This is a genomic window from Pseudomonas sp. IT-P253 (assembly GCF_949768125.1).
Classification (GTDB): domain Bacteria; phylum Pseudomonadota; class Gammaproteobacteria; order Pseudomonadales; family Pseudomonadaceae; genus Aquipseudomonas.
In genome coordinates, this window is the sequence record NZ_CATKPT010000055.1 from 309167 (window position 1) to 327350 (window position 18184).

General features: G+C 60.0%; 20 protein-coding genes and 1 pseudogene. 11 read left to right on the forward strand and 10 right to left on the reverse strand.

The features are described from left to right. The first annotated feature begins 5 nt into the window (after positions 1–5). Complete coding sequence (sutA, locus tag ACM6IR_RS23855) at positions 6–329, forward strand: transcriptional regulator SutA (RefSeq protein WP_414909959.1); 324 nt, start codon at positions 6–8, stop codon at positions 327–329. A 204-nt stretch (positions 330–533) separates the two neighbouring features. On the opposite strand, the gene ACM6IR_RS23860 is transcribed toward sutA, so the two are convergent. The 6 genes from ACM6IR_RS23860 to lptM are packed head-to-tail and all read right to left on the reverse strand — an operon-like array spanning position 534 to position 5141. Continuing rightward, positions 534–1238, reverse strand: a complete 705-nt coding sequence (locus ACM6IR_RS23860) for an HAD family hydrolase (RefSeq protein ID WP_414909960.1) — start codon at positions 1236–1238, stop codon at positions 534–536. Continuing rightward, positions 1235–2134, reverse strand: coding sequence for a tyrosine recombinase XerC (gene xerC, locus ACM6IR_RS23865; RefSeq protein ID WP_414909961.1), 900 nt, complete (start codon positions 2132–2134; stop codon positions 1235–1237). The genes ACM6IR_RS23860 and xerC overlap by 4 nt, the downstream gene beginning before the upstream one ends. A 2-nt stretch (positions 2135–2136) precedes the next feature. Further along, complete coding sequence (locus ACM6IR_RS23870; RefSeq protein ID WP_414909962.1) at positions 2137–2862, reverse strand: DUF484 family protein; 726 nt, start codon at positions 2860–2862, stop codon at positions 2137–2139. A 13-nt stretch (positions 2863–2875) separates the two neighbouring features. Beyond that, positions 2876–3706, reverse strand: coding sequence for a diaminopimelate epimerase (gene dapF, locus ACM6IR_RS23875; RefSeq protein WP_414909963.1), 831 nt, complete (start codon positions 3704–3706; stop codon positions 2876–2878). Between the two features lie 4 nt (positions 3707–3710). Then, positions 3711–4958: a diaminopimelate decarboxylase gene (gene lysA / locus ACM6IR_RS23880; RefSeq protein WP_414909964.1), complete on the reverse strand. Its 1248-nt coding sequence runs from the start codon at positions 4956–4958 to the stop codon at positions 3711–3713. A 9-nt stretch (positions 4959–4967) separates the two neighbouring features. Continuing rightward, positions 4968–5141 (reverse strand): LPS translocon maturation chaperone LptM, encoded by a 174-nt coding sequence (lptM, locus tag ACM6IR_RS23885; RefSeq protein WP_414909965.1) that lies wholly within the window; start codon positions 5139–5141, stop codon positions 4968–4970. Positions 5142–5437: 296 nt separating this feature from the next. On the opposite strand from lptM, the gene cyaY reads away from it, so the two are divergent. From cyaY to rnk, 3 genes are all read left to right on the forward strand, one after another. Then, a complete protein-coding gene (gene cyaY / locus ACM6IR_RS23890; RefSeq protein ID WP_187678252.1) occupies positions 5438–5770 on the forward strand; it encodes an iron donor protein CyaY in 333 nt (110 codons plus the stop codon). Positions 5771–5774: 4 nt separating this feature from the next. Continuing rightward, positions 5775–5993: a DUF1289 domain-containing protein gene (locus ACM6IR_RS23895; protein ID WP_414909966.1), complete on the forward strand. Its 219-nt coding sequence runs from the start codon at positions 5775–5777 to the stop codon at positions 5991–5993. A gap of 169 nt (positions 5994–6162) precedes the next feature. Then, positions 6163–6573, forward strand: coding sequence for a nucleoside diphosphate kinase regulator (gene rnk / locus ACM6IR_RS23900; protein ID WP_414909967.1), 411 nt, complete (start codon positions 6163–6165; stop codon positions 6571–6573). A 6-nt stretch (positions 6574–6579) separates the two neighbouring features. Here rnk and ACM6IR_RS23905 read toward each other — a convergent pair whose 3' ends face one another. From ACM6IR_RS23905 to ACM6IR_RS23915, 3 genes are all read right to left on the reverse strand, one after another. Then, positions 6580–9426: a class I adenylate cyclase gene (locus tag ACM6IR_RS23905; protein ID WP_414909968.1), complete on the reverse strand. Its 2847-nt coding sequence runs from the start codon at positions 9424–9426 to the stop codon at positions 6580–6582. A 194-nt stretch (positions 9427–9620) separates the two neighbouring features. After that, positions 9621–9866, reverse strand: coding sequence for a TIGR02647 family protein (locus ACM6IR_RS23910; protein ID WP_084320242.1), 246 nt, complete (start codon positions 9864–9866; stop codon positions 9621–9623). Between the two features lie 234 nt (positions 9867–10100). Then, positions 10101–10385, reverse strand: coding sequence for a hypothetical protein (locus tag ACM6IR_RS23915; protein ID WP_414909969.1), 285 nt, complete (start codon positions 10383–10385; stop codon positions 10101–10103). Between the two features lie 124 nt (positions 10386–10509). Between ACM6IR_RS23915 and ACM6IR_RS23920 the strand changes: the two genes are divergently transcribed. Next, positions 10510–11169 (forward strand): glutathione S-transferase family protein, encoded by a 660-nt coding sequence (locus tag ACM6IR_RS23920; protein WP_414909970.1) that lies wholly within the window; start codon positions 10510–10512, stop codon positions 11167–11169. A 96-nt stretch (positions 11170–11265) separates the two neighbouring features. Here the strand turns inward: ACM6IR_RS23920 and argH are convergent, their stop codons facing one another. Next, the gene (gene argH / locus ACM6IR_RS23925; RefSeq protein ID WP_414909971.1) at positions 11266–12660 is read right to left on the reverse strand and encodes an argininosuccinate lyase; all 1395 of its coding nucleotides are present in this window, start codon (positions 12658–12660) and stop codon (positions 11266–11268) included. Between the two features lie 347 nt (positions 12661–13007). Between argH and ACM6IR_RS23930 the strand changes: the two are divergent. From ACM6IR_RS23930 to ACM6IR_RS23955, 6 genes and pseudogenes are all read left to right on the forward strand, one after another. Then, positions 13008–13121, forward strand: a pseudogene (locus ACM6IR_RS23930) (sensor histidine kinase); the annotation flags it as partial. Continuing rightward, positions 13118–13864 (forward strand): LytR/AlgR family response regulator transcription factor, encoded by a 747-nt coding sequence (locus ACM6IR_RS23935; protein ID WP_414909972.1) that lies wholly within the window; start codon positions 13118–13120, stop codon positions 13862–13864. The pseudogene ACM6IR_RS23930 and the gene ACM6IR_RS23935, both read left to right, overlap by 4 nt. Positions 13865–14002: 138 nt before the next feature. After that, on the forward strand, positions 14003–14944 hold the full coding sequence (gene hemC / locus ACM6IR_RS23940; RefSeq protein WP_414909973.1) for a hydroxymethylbilane synthase: 942 nt from the start codon (positions 14003–14005) through the stop codon (positions 14942–14944). Next, complete coding sequence (locus ACM6IR_RS23945) at positions 14941–15708, forward strand: uroporphyrinogen-III synthase (RefSeq protein WP_414909974.1); 768 nt, start codon at positions 14941–14943, stop codon at positions 15706–15708. The genes hemC and ACM6IR_RS23945 overlap by 4 nt, the downstream gene beginning before the upstream one ends. Before the next feature lie 16 nt (positions 15709–15724). Beyond that, the gene (locus ACM6IR_RS23950; protein ID WP_414909975.1) at positions 15725–16879 is read left to right on the forward strand and encodes a uroporphyrinogen-III C-methyltransferase; all 1155 of its coding nucleotides are present in this window, start codon (positions 15725–15727) and stop codon (positions 16877–16879) included. Further along, a complete protein-coding gene (locus tag ACM6IR_RS23955; protein ID WP_414909976.1) occupies positions 16876–18114 on the forward strand; it encodes a heme biosynthesis protein HemY in 1239 nt (412 codons plus the stop codon). Before ACM6IR_RS23950 ends, ACM6IR_RS23955 begins: the two co-directional genes overlap by 4 nt. Positions 18115–18184: the final 70 nt, after the last annotated feature.

An 18184-nucleotide genomic window follows, 5' to 3' on the forward strand; every position in this document is an offset into this window, starting at 1 on the left:
AGAACATGAGCGACGATGATCTGGAAAACGACGACCTCGAAGTAGGCGACGACGACGAAACCGAAGAAGGTCTGGAAGCAGCGGTGGAAGACGTCGCTGAAGACGACGGCGGTGATGCGCCCGTTCCGACCGCCAAAGGCAAGGCCAAGGCAGCGGTATCGGTCGATGAGCTGCCGAGCGTCGAAGCGAAAAACAAAGAGCGTGATGCTCTGGCGCGGGCTATGGAAGAGTTCCTGGCCAAGGGCGGCAAGGTGCAGGAAGTGGAGGCCAACGTGGTCGCCGATCCTCCCAAGAAGCCTGACAACAAGTACGGCAGTCGGCCTATCTAAGCGCCAGCTATTTGCTTGCTTGCAGAAAAAGCCCGCCGTCGCTGCGGGCTTTTTTATGGGCGAAACAAAATTCTGAATTCGCGCATATCCCCTGTGGGAGCGAGCTTGCTCGCGATGAGGGCTTAACATTCAAAATTGATATTGACTGACACACCGTCATCGCGAGCAAGCTCGCTCCCACAGGGTTTTGTGGTGATTGCAGGGTCAGTGTCGGGCGTTCCACCGCGCCAACAGCGCCGGCAATTCGGCCAAGCTGCGAATCTCGGCATCCGGTGCCTTCTGCGCTTCCCACAGCTTGCCCGCCGGGTTAAACCAGATCGCCCGTAACCCTGCCTGCTGGGCGCCGGCAATGTCATCACCTGGATGATCGCCAATATGCACTGCTGTTTTGGCGGTAGCGCCACCCCGCTGCAACGCCTCATGAAACAGTCGTGCATCCGGTTTGGCGATGCCGATGTCTTCGGCACACAAGGCAAATCTGAAATAATCCGCCAGGCCCAGCCGACTCACATCGGCATTGCCGTTGGTGACCACGCCGAGGGCATAGTGCTTGGCCAGAATCTCCAGCGTCGGCTCGACTTCAGGGAATACTTCGATCTGATGTCGCGCATGCAGGAACACTTCAAAGCTCTGATCGGCCAGATCTGAAGCCTGGCGATGGTCATAACCGGCCTCTTCCAGCGCATGGAACAGCACCCGCCGGCGCAAAGCGCTGATGCGATGTTTGAGTTCCGGTTCGCTGCTCAGGATCCGCTCACGAATGGTCCACAAATGTTCCACCGGGACCGCGCCAAGGTTCGGCGCATGTTCGGTCAGCCATTCGCGCAAAACGGCTTCGGCGTTGACGATCACTGGGGCGGTGTCCCACAGGGTGTCGTCGAGGTCGAAGGTGATCAATTGGATGGTCATGAATCATCGCCCTTAATGCGTTTGGCCCGTGGATGGGCGCTGTCGTAGACCGTCGCCAGATGCTGGAAGTCCAGGTGGGTATAGATCTGGGTGGTCTTGATGTCCGAGTGGCCGAGCAACTCCTGCACCGCCCGAAGGTCCTGGGAGGACTCCAGCAAGTGGCTGGCAAAGGAGTGCCGCAACATGTGTGGATGCAGATTTTGTCCAAGCTCGCGTTCGCCGGCCGCCTTGACCCGCACCTGAATCGCCCGAGGACCCAGTCGCCGGCCTTGCTGGCTAACGAACACGGCATCGTCCGCAGGGTTGGTCATGGCGCGCAGCGGTAACCACCGCTCCAGCGCTTCGCGAGCCTTTTTGCCCACGGGTAAAAGACGGGTCTTACTGCCTTTACCGAGCACTTGAACCATGCCGTCTGCCAGATCCAGTTGATCGAGATTGAGCCCGGTCAGCTCCGACAAGCGCAATCCGGAGGAATAGAACAGCTCGAGAATCGCCTGATCCCGACGCGCCAGAAAATCATCCTCCACCGCCCCTTCAAGCAATTGCAGCGCGCGGTCGGTGTCGAGGGTTTTCGGCAAGCGACGTTCGCCCTTGGGCGGCGCCAGGCCGTTTGCCGGGTCATGGTCGCAGAGACCTTCACGGTTCAGATAATGATAAAGCCCACGTACCGCCGACAGGAGCCGCGCCAGGCTGCGGGACGATTGACCCTGTGAATGCAGGCGGGCGATCAGGCTGCGCAGGCGCTGGATGTCCAGCGCAGCCCAGCTGCCGATGTTCTGTTTGGCACACCAGCCCAGCACTTTGTCGAGGTCGCGGCGGTAAGCGTACAGCGTGTGAGGCGACACCTGCCGCTCACTGCGCAAGTGTTCGCAGTAAGCGTCCAGTTGTCGTTCCACGATCAGCGCACCGAGCGTAGGGAATTGTTGACCCGTGGCAAGACACGGCCCATGACTTCGGCGATATAACTCAGGAACAGCGTGCCCACCGAACTCTTGTAGTGCTGCGGGTCGCGGCTGGCGATGGCCAGGACGCCGTGTATGCCCTGGTAGCTGATGGCGACGACGGCGGTGGAACCGATCTGCTTGCGCTGTTCTTCGCCGAACAGGAAGTCCAGTTCGTGATCACGCAGGCTGCCGCTGACGCTTTTGTCTTCCGAGAGCAGGCCGCCGATGGCCGTTTGCGCCTCGGCATGCGTCACCCAGCGCCCTACAGGCATCGGGTTGTCGCCCAGCAGGATCAGGCTCACGAAGGGCACCTGAAAGTCCTGGCGCAGGCTGTCTTCGACGCTGATCACCACGTCGTCGAGGCTGGTGGCATCCATCAGCGCGAGAATCAGGCGGCGGGTCTTGTCGAAGAGACGGTCGTTGTCGCGGGCCACGTCCATCAAGTGCGAGAGGCGATGACGCAACTCGATGTTGCGGTCGCGCAGGATGGTCATCTGGCGCTCGACCAGTGAAATGGTGTCACCACGCTGGTGCGGAATACGCAGGGCCGGGAGCAACTCTTCGTGCTCGACGAAAAAATCCGGATGCGCCTCCAGGTACGCGGCAATCGCCGCCGCCTCCAGGCTTTCGGACGGTGATTCGTCGGGCTGTCGGGCGGGTACCTGAGGCTTATCGGTCATGGATTTCGCTCACTCAAAGACGCACTTGTCCTTCATATACGCGGACTGCCGGGCCGGTCATCATGACCGGTTGGCCAGGGCCTGCCCATTCAATGGACAGACGCCCGCCGGGCAGGTCGATCAATAGCGGCGAATCCATCCACCCCTGGCTGATCGCGGCCACTGCGGCCGCACAGGCGCCGGTTCCGCAGGCCTGGGTTTCCCCGGTCCCGCGCTCCCAAACGCGCAGCTGCGCGCGGTTCCGGTCAATGACCTGGAGAAAACCGACATTGACCCGTGCCGGGAAGCGCGGGTGATGTTCGATTTTTGGCCCCAGTTCATGCACCGGTGCATTGTTGATGTCGCTGACCCGCAACACGGCATGAGGGTTACCCATGGACACGGCGGCCAGGTCTACCATGGTGCCGTCGACGTCGACCTGATAGCTCGAAGCCTGCTCCGGCGCCAGGAAAGGAATATCGGCCGGCACCAGGCGCGGTGCGCCCATATTGACACCGATCTGGCCGTCGCTGCGGATATCCAGTTCGATGATGCCGCTTTTGGTCTCGACGCGGATCTGCCGTTTAGCGGTCAGGCGCTTGTCGAGTACGAAGCGGGCGAAGCAGCGCGCACCATTGCCGCACTGTTCCACTTCCGAGCCGTCGGCATTGAAGATCCGATAGCGAAAGTCCACGTCCGGGTTGCTCGGCGCTTCGACGATCAGCAACTGATCGAAACCGACGCCAGTGTGCCGATCGCCCCATTGCTTGGCGTGCTTGGGCAGAATGTGCGCGTGCTGGCTGACCAGGTCGAGGACCATGAAGTCATTACCCAGGCCGTGCATCTTGGTAAAACGCAGCAGCATGGTTTTACTCCGGCAGCAGGCTTTCGCCAGCAAACAACTCGGCTACCGTCTCACGGCGACGCACTTCAACTGCCTGATCACCGTCCACCAACACTTCAGCGGCGCGGCCGCGGGTGTTGTAGTTGGAACTCATGACAAACCCATAGGCACCGGCCGAATGCACGGCCAGCAGGTCACCTTCTTCCAGGGCCAGCTGACGATCCTTGGCCAGGAAGTCGCCGGTTTCGCAGATCGGCCCGACGATGTCATAAGCGCGAGCTGCGCTAGCGCGCGGGTGTACGGCGGTGACGTCCATCCAGGCTTGATACAGCGCCGGGCGGATCAGGTCATTCATGGCCGCGTCGACGATGGCGAAGTCTTTGTGTTCGGTGTGCTTGAGGTACTCGACCTGAGTCAGCAATACGCCGGCGTTGGCGACGATAAAACGGCCCGGCTCGAACACCAGCGCCAGGTCGCGACCATCGAGACGTTCACGCACGGCTTTGATGTAGTCGGCAGCCAATGGCGGCTCTTCATCACGATAACGCACACCCAAACCACCACCGAGATCGATGTGGCGCAGGTAAATACCGCAATCGCCGAGGCGGTCGACCAGGCCTAGAAGGCGATCGAGGGCATCAATGAACGGCGCCAGAGTGGTCAGTTGCGAACCGATGTGGCAATCGACGCCGACCACTTCCAGGTTCGGTAGCTGAGCGGCACGGATGTACACGTCTTCGGCGTCGGCGATGGCGATGCCGAACTTGTTCTCTTTCAGCCCGGTGGAAATGTACGGGTGAGTGCCAGCATCGACGTCCGGGTTCACGCGCAGCGAGATCGGTGCACGAACACCCAGCTCGGCGGCAACAATTTGCAGGCGTTCGAGTTCGTCGGTGGATTCGACGTTGAAGCAATGTACGCCGACTTCCAGGGCACGACGCATGTCGTCACGGGTCTTGCCGACACCGGAGAACACGATCTTGTCGGCGCTGCCGCCAGCGGCTAAAACGCGTTCCAGTTCACCACGGGAGACGATGTCGAAACCGGCGCCAAGACGGGCCAGGACATTCAGTACACCCAGGTTGGAATTGGCTTTTACTGCAAAGCAAACCAGGTGCGGCATGCCGGCCAGCGCATCGGCGTAAGCCAGGTACTGGGCTTCGATGTGGGCGCGGGAGTAGACGTAGGTCGGCGTGCCAAAGCGTTCGGCAATGGCGGACAGGGCAACACCTTCCGCGAACAGCTCGCCGTCACGGTAGTTAAAAGCGTCCATGGCATTCCCTTATTGGTAGACGTCGTGCTTGTGTGCTTTCGAAGGGGATTGCTGCGACGCCTTGGCCTGCTCGGCAGGATCCTGGCTGTCGTCGGGCAGGTACAGCGGGCCTTTTTGACCACAGGCCGACACAAGGCAGGCAACCGCGAGGAGGGCAGCAAGGGAAGAGATCAGGCGCTTCATGGCGAAATCCTTGAAAATGCGTTAATTGCGCCGGAGTATACCGGCCACCCGGCACCTTGCCTATGTAACGCGGCTCCCGTCCGGCGGGGCTTCGGCCTATGCAGATAAGTTATGTGCAATCCATTGTGGGAGCGAGCCTGCTCGCGAAAACGGAGTGTCGGTCAACATTGATGTTGAATATGATGGCCTCTTCCCGAGCAGGCTCGGTCCCACAGTCGTTATCCTTTGCAATCACCGGGGCTCGCCCGTATCTTGCGGCGCTTGAGCGTGAGTAGACACTTTTTGAGGTTCCCGCAATGAGTTTGACTGAAGCCCGTTTCCACGATCTGGTCGATGCTACCCAGCAGACGCTGGAGGATATTTTTGACGAGAGTGACCTGGATATCGATCTGGAGAGCTCGGCCGGTGTGCTCACCGTCAAGTTCGAAAACGGCAGCCAGTTGATCTTCAGCCGTCAGGAGCCGTTGCGTCAGTTGTGGCTGGCGGCGGTGTCGGGCGGTTTCCACTTCGACTATGACGAAGAGAGCGAACGCTGGATGTGCGACAAGAGCGAAGAGCAGCTGGGCGAAATGCTGGAGCGCATCGTCAAGCAGCAAGCCGGTGCTGAATTCGATTTCGAAGGCCTGTGAGACCGTGACTCAGCCTGTACCTGTTCGTCCGCCCAAGCCGCTCTACAGCAATGTCAGCCCGGCGGTGCCTTCGCCGTGCAGCGGTGTGTGTCGGCTGGATGAGCAGAAGGTCTGCCTGGGGTGTTTTCGCCATGTCGAAGACATCCGCGAATGGCGTTCGGCGGATGATGAGCGCCGCCGGGTCATCTGTGCCCAGGCGGCCGAGCGCAAAACCTCCGCCTGAAGCCATAGCGCCAGCTGCTACAAATGTGTGTCGTCGCCCCTGACTTGTATATTTATTGAGCTGTGATAGTGTCCAGAAACGCCTCAACCCATCGAGGCTCGTGAAAACCCCGCCTTTTTCTGGCGGGGTTTTGCTTTTTTTGTGCAGAAGAAAGGAGTCTGCCTCAATCATGACCGCACCTTCCATCACCCTTACTCGTCTGGACGTTCAACGTCTGGAGCGTCTGATTGACAGCCTCGATGACACGCTGCCGGGCGTTATTGCGCTGCAAACCGAACTGGATCGCGCCGATACCGTGGTCGGTCACGATGAAGTGCCAGCCGATGTCGTGACCATGAACTCTAAAGTGCATTGCCGTGAAGAAAGCAGCGGCAAGGACTATCACCTGACGTTGGTTTACCCCAAGGACGCCAACGCCGACGAAGGCAAGATATCCATTCTGGCACCGGTCGGCAGTGCACTGCTCGGTCTCAAGGTGGGGCAGCACATCGACTGGCCTGCACCGGGCGGCAAAACCCTGAAACTGACCCTGCTGGAAGTCGAATCGCAGCCGGCCAATGGCGGCGCTTTTCCGGAATAAAATTCCTCAGACCTGCTCGAGCGCCTCGTTCAATGCGCGCTCCAGGTCAGCTTTGTAGCGCAGGTATAAATTGCTTGAGCTCTGCCCGTCACCGAGCAAGCCGGACAAGTCCAGGTCGGTGATGTAGCAGCGGTAGCGTTCAGTCTCGCGGCGCTGTTCGACGATTTCCCGGGCGACCACGCTGAACAGTTGGTCGCCATGTTCCAACGCTGAAAATTCCCGCTGATTGCAATACAACGTGACCTGCACTTTACCGGGCTGGGCTTTGCCGACGATCGCCTGCACGTCGTAAAACGGTTTGTTGATCGGGGATTGCGGCGCCAGCCGGGCTTCGACCCGGCGAGCTCGACCCGGGCCTGAAGGCAGCAATTGGTAATACAACGTTTCCAGGCTCAAAGGTTGTGCGGCGTCCACCGGCAGTAAGGTATCGCGCCGGTACTGGATCGATTGCAGGAAACGTTGTAACGGCACCAACAGGCTTTGTTCGTCGTGGTAGGGCAGCCGCTGCTGCCACAAGGCGTTGAACTCATCGAGTACATACAGATCAGCCTGGTCTTCGTTGATCCGGTAGAACACCTGAATACAGTCCGGCTGGCCCATCGGCAGAACCAGCGCCAGGTCATGCTCTTCCAGCGCCTTCGGGTCCAGTTGCAGCGGGCTGTAGCTCACCCGTTCTTCGCCCAGGTAATCGAGCAGCGCCGGCAGCGTGGCGAGGGCCACATGATTGACGTGTCCGGGCACCAGCTCCAGCACGTGATAATGCTGCTGAACCTGAATCAGGTAGCGATGATTGAGATTGCTCAGCAATAGGTTTTGTGCGGTATCGAGGATTTCCTCGACCCGCTGGGCGATGAACTGTGCACGGTTGTGACAGAAGCAGCGCACACGTAATTTTGGCGGCTGCCCTGTGCCTGGCAGGTTGTTGAGGTAATCGCGCACGCAGTCGAGCAGGGCATGTCGGCCATCGAAGCGGTTGACCAGCACCTCGTTCCAGCTATTGAGCGTGACCTGGTCCAGTGTCAGCACCAGATTTTCCCTGACGCCTGCGTAGCTCAGGGAGTCGGTGCGCTCTGTGGTCATCAGAATGTTCAGGTCGCGGTGGTGCTTGAGCGGATCAATGCCGACGTTAACCAGAATCAGCACTTCACTTGGCGCACTGGCGCGCAATAATGGTTCTTCGGCGACAGTGGGCAGCGGCAGCGTAATGCTCTGTTGCAGGCTGCCAAGCAGGTTGAACAGTTCGAACTCGCTCAGGTCGCTGGTGCCCGGATGCAAGGCCAGTCGGGTGCTGCTGTCGATCACGCCGTTGCGGTGACACCAGGTCAGCAACTCCAGTAATTGGCGGCTGCGCTTGATCGGGGCGAAATGCTCCCACTCCTGGGCCGTCAGGCTGCCGTTGTACAAACCCCATTGGGCTTGCCTCGGTTCTTTCTTGTTTGGCGCCTGCACCAGCGTCAGTGTGTCTTCGGCCAGGTCCTGGGCGATGCCCGGGTTGATGAACTCGACCTTATCGGCCTTGCGCTCGAAAGCTGCGTACAGCCGCCGACCCAGGACGTTCAGGTCGCGTTTGTTGATCAAGCTGATGGCTTGTTCGCTGCGGGCGAACTGCGTCAGGAAGCGGTAGCTGTAATTCAGCTCGTTGACCAAGGCCCGTCGTTCAGCGCTGACCTGACGAACTTTCCACTGGCTGCGGCTGTCGAGCAAGGCCAGCTGCCGCTGATCCCACTGCCATTCGTGGCTCAGGCGTTCAAGCAGTGAGCGTTGCCAGCTTTGAGTGCGACTGCTGCTGCCGGTCAGTTTGCGATTGACCTTCAGGTACAGCGCCCGACGCACCAGTTCCAGACGTTCTGGCTCGCCACGGGCGATGAGGTATTCCTCGATGCGTCGATAGACCACGACATAAGGGTCCAGCTCGTCGAGGTCGAGCTGATTGGCGAACACGGCTTGTTTGAAGCGCAGGCTCAGACAGTGAACCCTTGGGTGTTCGCTGGCGTAGACCTCGGTCAGCAGCAGCTTGAGCACCGATTTGTAGGGCGACTCGATGCCCTTGAACAGTTGCCAGAGCCCGGCGCCGACGAATTCGCCAGGCGGGATATAGGCCAGGTGCCCCAGGTCCAGGGTTTCATCGGCGCGGATAAAGCGCTTGGAAATCAGCGTGTGAGTGTAGCGATCGTAGTTTGCCTCTTCGTAGACCGGCACCAGCCACCAAATGGGTGTGCGCCCGCCCAGCCAGATCGCGGTGCGATAAAATTCGTCCAGCAGCAGGTAGTGCTGGGTGGTGCCGCAATCTTCTGAGCTCAACTGCGTATCGCGTTCGCCGCGCACGAAACGGGTCGGATCGATCAGGAAGAAGTGTGCCTCGGCGCCTTGGCTGGCAGCCCATGTCTCGAGCAGCTGACATTTTTTGCGCAGCTCGGCGAGATCGTTTTCGCTCAGGTCCGGACCGTGACAAACCCATACGTCCATATCGCTCTGTTCGGCCTGAGCCAGGGTGCCGAGGCTGCCCATCAGGAACAGACCGTGAATGGGGCGCGGTGGATTGCTGCCATGGCGTGGCTTGTAGGAAAACGAGCGGGTCAGGCGCTGAGCTTCGGCGAGGGTGTTGGCGTCAGGCTCGAAGTTCGACAGCCCGGCCGGTGTACTGCCTGAAACGTAACCCGGCAGCAGTGGATGATTGACGTGAAAAAACAGCGGCAGCAGGGTCAATACCCCTTGCTGGCGGGACGACAGGCCTTCCATGGCGCGCGCCATGCGACCTTCGTTGAGCGTCAGAAACCGTGCACGCAGTTGACTCAGAACCTTGCGGTCGATTCCCTCGGCCAGATCGGGGCGGATTTCATGGGTGCGGGTCATGTCAGCTAAAACCGGCTCGCAGGGCTAGGACGTGGAAGGTCACAGTGTGAGGGGCAGTTTAGCGCCTCGGTCCCGGGACTTTTAAGCTGATTTTGTTTTTCTGGCGTCAGATTTATATCGCGCAACGGTACGGATAACAGGGTGTGCCCGCGGAAATCCTGTGATGGGGGTTTCCGTGGGCAAAACGATAAGGCTCAGGCTGTTTCCTGGACGCTCAGAATGGTAAGGACGGTTTGCACATTTTGCGCGGCGTCACGACCCAGGCTGGTCAGATAACCGCCATCAGGCTGGTCGATCAGTTCTTTTTCATACAGGCGTCGGGCAGCGGCAATGGCTTTCGGGGCAGCGGTCTGATGAATTTTCAAACCTTCCTGGGAACTGTCCAGGTTGAAGAGTGCGAGGATTTCCAGTTCGGCAACCAACTCAGGGGTAAGCGACATAAGGACTCCAGACTTTCTAGGAATTGGACGACAGCGCCCCTAAGGTGAGCCCACTTGTGCGGCATGTCCAGTGTTCGCGACAGGGTTTTTTCGCCTTGGGCGACATTCCCCGGTAACGGAGTGTTGTAGGAGCGAGCTTGCTCGCGAAAATCGTTAACGATCATGCGGGGCATCTGATTTCCCGCAGCGACCTTGAGTTTTTCGCGAGCAAGCTCGCTCCTACAGGGGGCGGGGTTATTTCTTTTCCGGCGGCAACTCTGGCAATGCGCGCAACGCGGCTTCATACCATTCGGTGTTGAACGCGCGGTCTTCTTCCAGGATTGCGTCGATTTCTACCGCCAACACATGGGCCATCAGGTTGAGGATTTCTTCCCGCTCATAACCCACCAGTGTCAGCTTGTTGAACGTCGCCTTGGCGGCTGGCGGGTTGTCGCTTTCGATCTGGTTTTCGATGGCTTCGATCAGGGTGGTTTCGGTGAATTCTTCTTCGTCGCTATCGATGTCGGTTGGCTCGCTCATGGCAGGCTCCTGAAGTTAAGGCGGCCAGTTTACCTGCATTCAGTGCTGTGATGCTGCTGGCAAGAAACGCCTTTGCGTTCTATAAAACAGGACTGCCAACCCCGCACGGCCTGGAGGCTATGTGATGCTCAAGCTTTATGGATTTCCCGTCAGCAACTACTACAACATGGTGAAACTGGCGTTGCTCGAGAAAGGCCTGCCATTCGAAGAGGTGCCGTTTTATGCAGGAACAAGCCCGGAAGCGCTGGCCATCAGTCCGCGCGCAAAGGTCCCGGTGCTACGTACCGAGCAAGGTTTCATCAATGAAACCGCTGTGATACTCGAGTACATCGAGCAGAGCCAGAAAGGTACGCCGCTGCTGCCGAGCGATCCTTTTGAACGGGCGCAAGTCCTCGCGTTGGCCAAGGAAATCGAGCTGTACATCGAACTGCCCGCGCGAGCCTGTTACGGCGAAGCGTTTTTCGGCATGCCGGTGCCGGACGCGATCAAGGACAAGACCAAGACTGAGTTGCTACTGGGGTTCGCCTCTCTGGGCCGGCATGGCCAATTCGCCCCTTACGTGGCAGGTGAAAGCCTGAGCGTGGCGGATCTGTATTTCCTGTACAGCGTGCCGCTGGCCAGTGCCGTGGGGCAGAAGCTGTTTGACCTGGACCTGCTGGCGCAGATACCTGGGGCCAAGGCGCTGCTGGAGCGTTTGGAAAAGAACCCGAATGTGCAGCGGGTTGCGGCGGACAAGGAAGCAGCCATGCCAGCGTTTATGGCGATGGTTGCGTCCAGGAAGTAGGTTTTGTAGCGGGTTCGAGAATGCATTCGCGGGCAAGCCTCGCTCCTACAGGATTTATGCGATCCCCTGTAGGAGCGAGGCTTGCCCGCGAAGCTTTTAGCGACTAGCGAGCAGTGCCTGGCCGCGAGCCACAGCCTTCTTGACCTGCGCCGGCGCAGTACCGCCGATATGGTCACGGGCATTCACCGAGCCTTCCAGCGTCAGTACGGCAAATACGTCCTGATCGATCTGGTCGCTGAACTTGCGCAGCTCTTCCAGGCTCATTTCCGCCAGGTCCTTGCCGCTTTCCACGCCATACTTCACGGCATGGCCAACGATTTCGTGGCAGTCACGGAACGGCAGGCCACGGCGTACCAGGTAGTCGGCCAGGTCAGTGGCGGTGGAGAAGCCGCGCAGCGCCGCTTCGCGCATTATTGCGTGCTTGGGTTTGATCGCCGGGATCATGTCGGCAAAGGCTCGCAGCGAGTCGCGCAAGGTGTCGGCGGCATCGAACAGCGGTTCTTTGTCTTCCTGGTTGTCCTTGTTGTAGGCCAAAGGCTGGCCTTTCATCAGGGTCAGCAGACCCATCAGTGCGCCGAACACGCGGCCGGTCTTGCCGCGAACCAGTTCTGGCACGTCCGGGTTTTTCTTTTGCGGCATGATCGAACTGCCGGTGCAGAAACGGTCCGGCAAATCGATGAACTGGAACTGCGCGCTGGTCCACAGCACCAGCTCTTCGGAGAAACGCGACAAGTGCATCATCGCGATGCTCGCAGCCGAGCAGAATTCGATAGCGAAGTCGCGATCGGAGACGTTGTCCAGCGAGTTGCCGCCGACAGCATCGAAGCCCAGCAGTTGGGCGGTGTATTCACGGTCGATCGGGTAGGTGGTACCGGCCAGCGCGGCGCTGCCCAACGGCATGCGGTTGGTGCGCTTGCGGCAATCCACCAGGCGCTCGTAGTCGCGGCTGAGCATTTCGAACCAGGCCAACATGTGGTGGCCGAAGGTCACCGGCTGCGCGGTTTGCAGGTGAGTGAAGCCTGGCATGATGCTGCCGGCTTCGCGTTCGGCCTGTTCCAGCAAGCCTTTTTGCAGGCGGGTGATTTCGCCCAGAATCAGGTCGATCTCGTCACGCAACCACAATCGAATGTCGGTGGCGACCTGGTCGTTACGGCTGCGGCCGGTGTGCAGCTTTTTGCCGGTCACGCCGATGCGGTCGGTCAGACGCGCCTCGATGTTCATGTGCACGTCTTCGAGGTCGATGCGCCAGTCAAACTGGCCGGCCTCGATTTCACCCTGGATGGTTTTCAGGCCATCGGTGATGCTGTCGCGCTCGACATCGGTCAGCACGCCGACCTTGGCCAGCATGGTAGCGTGGGCGATCGAGCCCATGATGTCGTGGCGATACAGGCGCTGGTCGAAAGTGACGGAGGCGGTGAAGCGGGCGACGAAGGCGTCGACGGGTTCACTGAAGCGGCCGCCCCAGGACTGATTGGTCTTGTCAGTGCTCATGAATTCGCTCGTATCGGCTAAAGAAAGATGGCGTAGAAAGCTGCCGCGGATAATAACAGGGTTGCCAATCCTGTCGCTGACACTGGTCGGCACGTTTTTTTCTCATGGACTGGCCCATACTCGGGGCCGCGCATGGGCCAATTGCGCAACGATATTTTTCAAATGAGCAATATCGTCTCGGCAACCGTCTACAGTTGGACAGTAGGATCAGTGCACTTAGATGCTGCAACTGACTATAAGAAGAGGGGATGTTCATATTGTGTATCAACAAACCCTGTGGCGATGCCTCGCCCATGTTGGCCCGGGTCGCCAATCGCCAGGCAGATGAAAATTTAGCCGTCGGTCGGGCGGCACTTTTTGGCCTTCGCGCTAGTCTTAGCGTGGATCGCGGTGACGGACGTCACTTCACCTGTCTACGCTATCCTTGTGCGAGACTCACGCAGGAATCCAGCGCAATATGAATGTCCTGATCGTTGATGACGAACCCCTGGCCCGCGAGCGCCTTAGCCGAATGGTTGGCGAACTCGAGGGATACAGTGTCCTGGAGCCCAGCGCCACGAACGGCGAAGAAGCGTTGGCACTGATCGACAGTCACAAACCGGATATCGTGCTGCTCGATATCCGCATGCCGGGCCTTGATGGTCTGCAAGTGGCTGCACGGTTGTGCGAACGCGAAACTCCGCCCGCCGTTGTGTTTTGCGCGGGGCCCGATGAATTTGCCGTGGAAGCCTTACAGGCAAGCGCCGTAGGCTATCTGGTGAAACCTGTGCGTACTGAACATTTGCATGAAGCGTTAAAGAAAGCCGAGCGACCCAATCGCGTCCAGCTCGCTGCCCTGACCCGTCCCGCCGCCGAAAGTGGCAACGGCCCGCGCAGCCACATCAGCGCCCGAACCCGTAAAGGTATTGAACTGATCCCGCTGGATCAGGTGGTGTACTTCATTGCGGACCACAAATACGTCACCTTGCGTCATGAAGGCGGCGAAGTGCTGCTGGATGAACCACTCAAGGCGCTCGAAGACGAGTTTGGCGATCGATTCGTGCGTATCCACCGCAATGCGCTGGTCGCACGGGAGCGCATCGAACGCCTGCAACGCACTCCGCTGGGACATTTTCAGCTGTTCCTCAAGGGCCTGAACGGTGACGCCTTGATCGTCAGCCGGCGTCATGTGGCTGGCGTGCGCAAGATGATGCAACAGCTTTAATTCGCTGTTCGCAGGCACATTTCACACCCGGTTGCGGGATATCCGAGGCCAGGGAGGCCAAGCAGTTTCTGATACAAGTCAAAGAGGATTTGGCTGAGCTGTTATTATCCGCCGTATCTATTCAGTACGGATTGACCCATGTCCTCTCGCGAAGTCCGCATCGCCACCCGCAAAAGTGCTCTCGCCCTGTGGCAGGCCGAATATGTCAAAGCCCGTCTGGAGGAGGCCCATCCTGGCCTGCTCGTGACGTTGGTGCCCATGGTCAGTCGCGGCGACAAGCTGCTGGACTCGCCACTGTCGAAAATCGGTGGCAAGGGCTTGTTCGTCAAGGAGCTGGAAACCGCGCTACTGGAAAACGTAGCCGACATCGCCGTGCATTCGATGAAAGATGTGCCGATGGATTTCCCCGAAGGCCTCGGTCTGTTCTGCATCTGCGAGCGTGAAGACCCGCGCGATGCCTTCGTCTCCAATACCTACGCCAGCCTGGAGGCGTTGCCGCCAGGCAGCATTGTCGGTACGTCCAGCCTGCGCCGTCAGGCCCAGCTGTTGACCCGTCGCCCGGACCTGGAAATCCGCTTCCTGCGTGGCAATGTGAATACGCGACTGGCCAAGCTTGATGCCGGCGAATACGACGCCATCATCCTCGCCGCCGCTGGCCTGATTCGTCTGGGCTTTGAAGATCGCATCACCTCGGCCATCAGCGTCGACGACAGTCTGCCGGCGGGAGGCCAGGGTGCGGTCGGTATTGAATGCCGCAGCGTCGACAGTGAAATTCACGCGCTGCTGGCGCCGCTGCACCATCAGGACACCGCCACTTGCGTGACGGCTGAACGCGCACTCAACAAACATCTGAATGGCGGCTGCCAAGTGCCAATCGCCTGCTACGCCGTGCTTGAAGGCGAGCAGATCTGGTTGCGTGGCCTGGTGGGGGATCCGAGCGGCGGCTTGCTGCTCAGTGCTGATGCCCGAGCACCGCGCAGTGATGCCCAGGCGCTGGGTGTGCGTGTGGCCGACGACCTTCTGCGCCAAGGCGCCAACGACATTCTGAAAGCAGTCTACGGCGAGGCAGGTCACGAGTGACTGGCTGGCGCCTGCTGCTGACGCGTCCCGAGGATGAGTCGGCGGCCCTGGCCGGTGTTTTGGCGCAGAAGGGGATTTTCAGCAGCAGTTTGCCGCTTTTGGAGATCGAGCCGATCCCGGCCTCTGACACAATGCGCGGGATGATGCAGGATCTGGATGCCTACTGCGCAGTGATCGTGGTCAGCAAGCCGGCCGCCAGAATCGGTATTGATCTGGTCAGCCGGTTTTGGCCACGGCCACTGGCTCTGAAATGGTTCAGCGTGGGCGCGGCGACCGCACAGATCCTCAAAGATCACGGACTGGATGTGAGCTTCCCTGCGCAGGGCGATGACAGCGAAGCCTTGCTTGACCTTCCTCAGCTGCGCGAGGCGATCGCACGGCCTGAACCACGCGTACTGATCATGCGTGGGGAGGGTGGACGCGAGTTACTCGCTGAGCGTTTGCGCGAGCGAGGTGCTAGTGTCGAGTATCTGGAGTTGTACCGTCGTGACCTGCCGCAGTACCCGCCGGCGGCACTCCCTGACCGGATCAAAGCGGAACGCTTGAACGGGCTGGTGGTCAGCAGTGGGCAGGGTTTTGAGCACCTGCTTCAATTGGCCGGCGATGCCTGGCCGCAATTGGCGCAGTTGCCGTTGTTTGTTCCAAGCCCCAGGGTCGCCGAGCTGGCACGTGCCGCCGGCGCCCTGACAGTTGTGGATTGTCGCGGCGCCAGTGCCGCGGCTTTGCTGACGGCGTTACGGGAACATCCCGAACCCGTTCTCTAATGCAAAGGATGGATACGTGAGCGAAACAGCCTTGCCTAAAGATGACGTCCAGCCAGTGCTCGATGCACCGGTTGAAGCACCGGTTGAAACCGCGCCACCTGCTGCAGGGCAGCGCCGAGGTAATGGGCTGGCAATCGTCGCGCTGTTGCTGGGCGCTGCCGGTGTTGCGGTAGGTGGTTGGGGAGTCTTGCAGGTGCGTCACCTGCAAGCCACGAACCAGCAGCAATTGAGTCAGGTGCAGGCATTGAACGATCAGGCACAGAGCCTGAAACTCAATGAACAGCGCCTGAGCGCTCGGCTTGAACAGCTGCCACCGGCCGACGAGCTGGAAGCACGCAGCCGTCTGGTGACGCAGCTGCAAGGCGATCAGCAACGCTTGAACCAGCGCCTGGAAACCGTCCTGGGTGCCAGTCGAAAGGACTGGCGTCTGGCTGAGGCCGAGCACTTGTTGCGCTTGGCGAGCCTGCGTCTTTCCGCCTTGCAGGACATCAGCAGCGCCCAGGCCCTGGTGCAGGGCGCCGATGAAATTCTTCGCGAGCAGAACGACCCGGGCTCTTTTGCCGCTCGCGAGCAAGTGGCCAAAACGCTGGTGGCATTGCGCAGTACCGAACAGCCGGATCGCACAGGGCTGTTCCTGCGACTGGGTGCCTTGCGCGATCAGGTGATCGACCTCACTGAGCTGGCGCCCGAGTTCAAGGAACGTGGCGAATCCCTGCTGCGCCCGACCGCCGATGGCGACGGTGCCAGTCGCTGGGCGCAATGGTGGGATCAGATTTCGCGTTACATCCGCATCGACTTCAATGCCGACAAGAACGTGCGGCCCTTGTTGGCCGGGCAGAGTTTGAGCCAGGTACGCCTGGCCCTGAGCCTGGCACTGGAGCAGGCGCAATGGGCTGCGCTCAATGGCCAGGCAGCCGTTTACACCCAGGCGCTGACAGAAGCGCGGGATGTACTTAAAGGCAATTTCAACCCGGATAACCCGCAAAGCAAAGTGATGCTTGAGCAGGTTAGTGAGTTGAGCAAGCAGCCGGTCACCGTCGTGACACCGGATCTGACCGGCACACTGAGCGCAGTTCAAGGGTATCTGGAGCGGCGTAATGTCAACGCCGAGGACTCGATCAAACCCATGGCGAAACCTGCCGCGGATACCGCGCCGGAGGCCACGCCATGAAGCGTTTCTATGTGATCGTGTTTCTGGCCATCGCCGCTGCCGCCGCGTTGGGGTTGGCGATTGCCGAGCATTCCGGCTACGTGCTGATTGCCTACAAAAGCTTCCGTTTCGAATCGAGCCTATGGGCAAGCCTGGCGTTGTTGGCGGTTCTCTGGCTGGTGTTCTGGGGCATCAAGGCGTTGATCGATTTGGTGACGACCTCCGGTGGTGTGGTCAATCCCTGGTCCCGGCGCAATCGTAGTCGCCGGGTGCAAGTGGCGATAGAGCACGGTCAGCTGGATCTGGCTGAAGGTCGCTGGGCCAGCGCGCAGCGTCATCTGCATCGGGCCGCCGAAGCCGAGCGTCAGCCGCTGCTGTACTACCTCGGAGCCGCACGCGCCGCGAACGAACAAGGCCTCTACGAGGAAAGCGACAACTTGCTGGAGCGCGCCCTCGAGCGCCAGCCCCAGGCCGAGTTGGCGATTGCCCTGAGTCACGCGCAATTACAGACCGATCGCGGTGATACCGAAGGCGCCCTGGCAACCCTGCAAGTCATGCATGAGCGCCATCCTCATAACGTTCAGACCTTGCGCCAGCTGCATCGCCTGCATCAGCAGCGGGGCGATTGGTCAGCGGTGATTCGCCTGTTGCCCGAGCTGCGCAAGGACAAGGTCCTGCCACCGGCCGAGCTGGCCGAACTGGAGCGCCGGGCCTGGGGTGAAAACCTGTCTCTGGCGGCGCATCAGGAAGAGGACGGAACGATCGGCCTGCAATCGCTCAATCGCGCCTGGCAACAGCTGACCTCGGCTCAGCGCCAGGAGCCGCAACTGGTGCTCGCTTATGCCGAGCAACTGCGGCAACTGGGTGCGCAGGTCGAGGCCGAAGAGGTCCTGCGAGCGGCACTCAAGCGTAACTACGAGAGCCATTTGGCGCGTCTGTACGGGTTGGTGCGCGGCAGTGATCCGGCGCGTCAATTGCACACCGCCGAAGGCTGGCTAAAAGAGCATTCGGCTGACCCGAGCTTACTGCTGACGTTGGGCCGCCTGTGTCTGCAGAGCAGTCTTTGGGGCAAGGCGCGGGATTATCTGGAAAGCAGCCTGCGTGTGGAGCGTAATCCGGAAGCCTGCGCGGAGCTGGCGCGACTGCTGGCTCAACTGGGCGACACCGAGCGCAGCAATCAGTTGTTCCAGGAAGGCCTGTGCCTCTTGGATGAGCGTCTGCTGGCCGCACCTTTGCCGGTGCCAGCAAGCGCCTGATGTCGTCTCTGTAATTGAATGGACTCGCCCACGCCGAGGCGTCAATGCGCCACGGTGGCAGTCTAAACAG

What these genes read in the sequence shown, in the direction of transcription:
- sutA (WP_414909959.1), top strand. Translation starts at nt 6, where the DNA reads ATGAGCGACGATGATCTGGAAAACGACGACCTCGAAGTAGGCGACGAC.
- ACM6IR_RS23860 (WP_414909960.1), bottom strand. Translation starts at nt 1,238, where the DNA reads ATGACCATCCAATTGATCACCTTCGACCTCGACGACACCCTGTGGGAC.
- ACM6IR_RS23870 (WP_414909962.1), bottom strand. Translation starts at nt 2,862, where the DNA reads ATGACCGATAAGCCTCAGGTACCCGCCCGACAGCCCGACGAATCACCG.
- dapF (WP_414909963.1), bottom strand. Translation starts at nt 3,706, where the DNA reads ATGCTGCTGCGTTTTACCAAGATGCACGGCCTGGGTAATGACTTCATG.
- lysA (WP_414909964.1), bottom strand. Translation starts at nt 4,958, where the DNA reads ATGGACGCTTTTAACTACCGTGACGGCGAGCTGTTCGCGGAAGGTGTT.
- lptM (WP_414909965.1), bottom strand. Translation starts at nt 5,141, where the DNA reads ATGAAGCGCCTGATCTCTTCCCTTGCTGCCCTCCTCGCGGTTGCCTGC.
- cyaY (WP_187678252.1), top strand. Translation starts at nt 5,438, where the DNA reads ATGAGTTTGACTGAAGCCCGTTTCCACGATCTGGTCGATGCTACCCAG.
- rnk (WP_414909967.1), top strand. Translation starts at nt 6,163, where the DNA reads ATGACCGCACCTTCCATCACCCTTACTCGTCTGGACGTTCAACGTCTG.
- ACM6IR_RS23905 (WP_414909968.1), bottom strand. Translation starts at nt 9,426, where the DNA reads ATGACCCGCACCCATGAAATCCGCCCCGATCTGGCCGAGGGAATCGAC.
- ACM6IR_RS23910 (WP_084320242.1), bottom strand. Translation starts at nt 9,866, where the DNA reads ATGTCGCTTACCCCTGAGTTGGTTGCCGAACTGGAAATCCTCGCACTC.
- ACM6IR_RS23915 (WP_414909969.1), bottom strand. Translation starts at nt 10,385, where the DNA reads ATGAGCGAGCCAACCGACATCGATAGCGACGAAGAAGAATTCACCGAA.
- ACM6IR_RS23920 (WP_414909970.1), top strand. Translation starts at nt 10,510, where the DNA reads ATGCTCAAGCTTTATGGATTTCCCGTCAGCAACTACTACAACATGGTG.
- argH (WP_414909971.1), bottom strand. Translation starts at nt 12,660, where the DNA reads ATGAGCACTGACAAGACCAATCAGTCCTGGGGCGGCCGCTTCAGTGAA.
- ACM6IR_RS23935 (WP_414909972.1), top strand. Translation starts at nt 13,118, where the DNA reads ATGAATGTCCTGATCGTTGATGACGAACCCCTGGCCCGCGAGCGCCTT.
- hemC (WP_414909973.1), top strand. Translation starts at nt 14,003, where the DNA reads ATGTCCTCTCGCGAAGTCCGCATCGCCACCCGCAAAAGTGCTCTCGCC.
- ACM6IR_RS23955 (WP_414909976.1), top strand. Translation starts at nt 16,876, where the DNA reads ATGAAGCGTTTCTATGTGATCGTGTTTCTGGCCATCGCCGCTGCCGCC.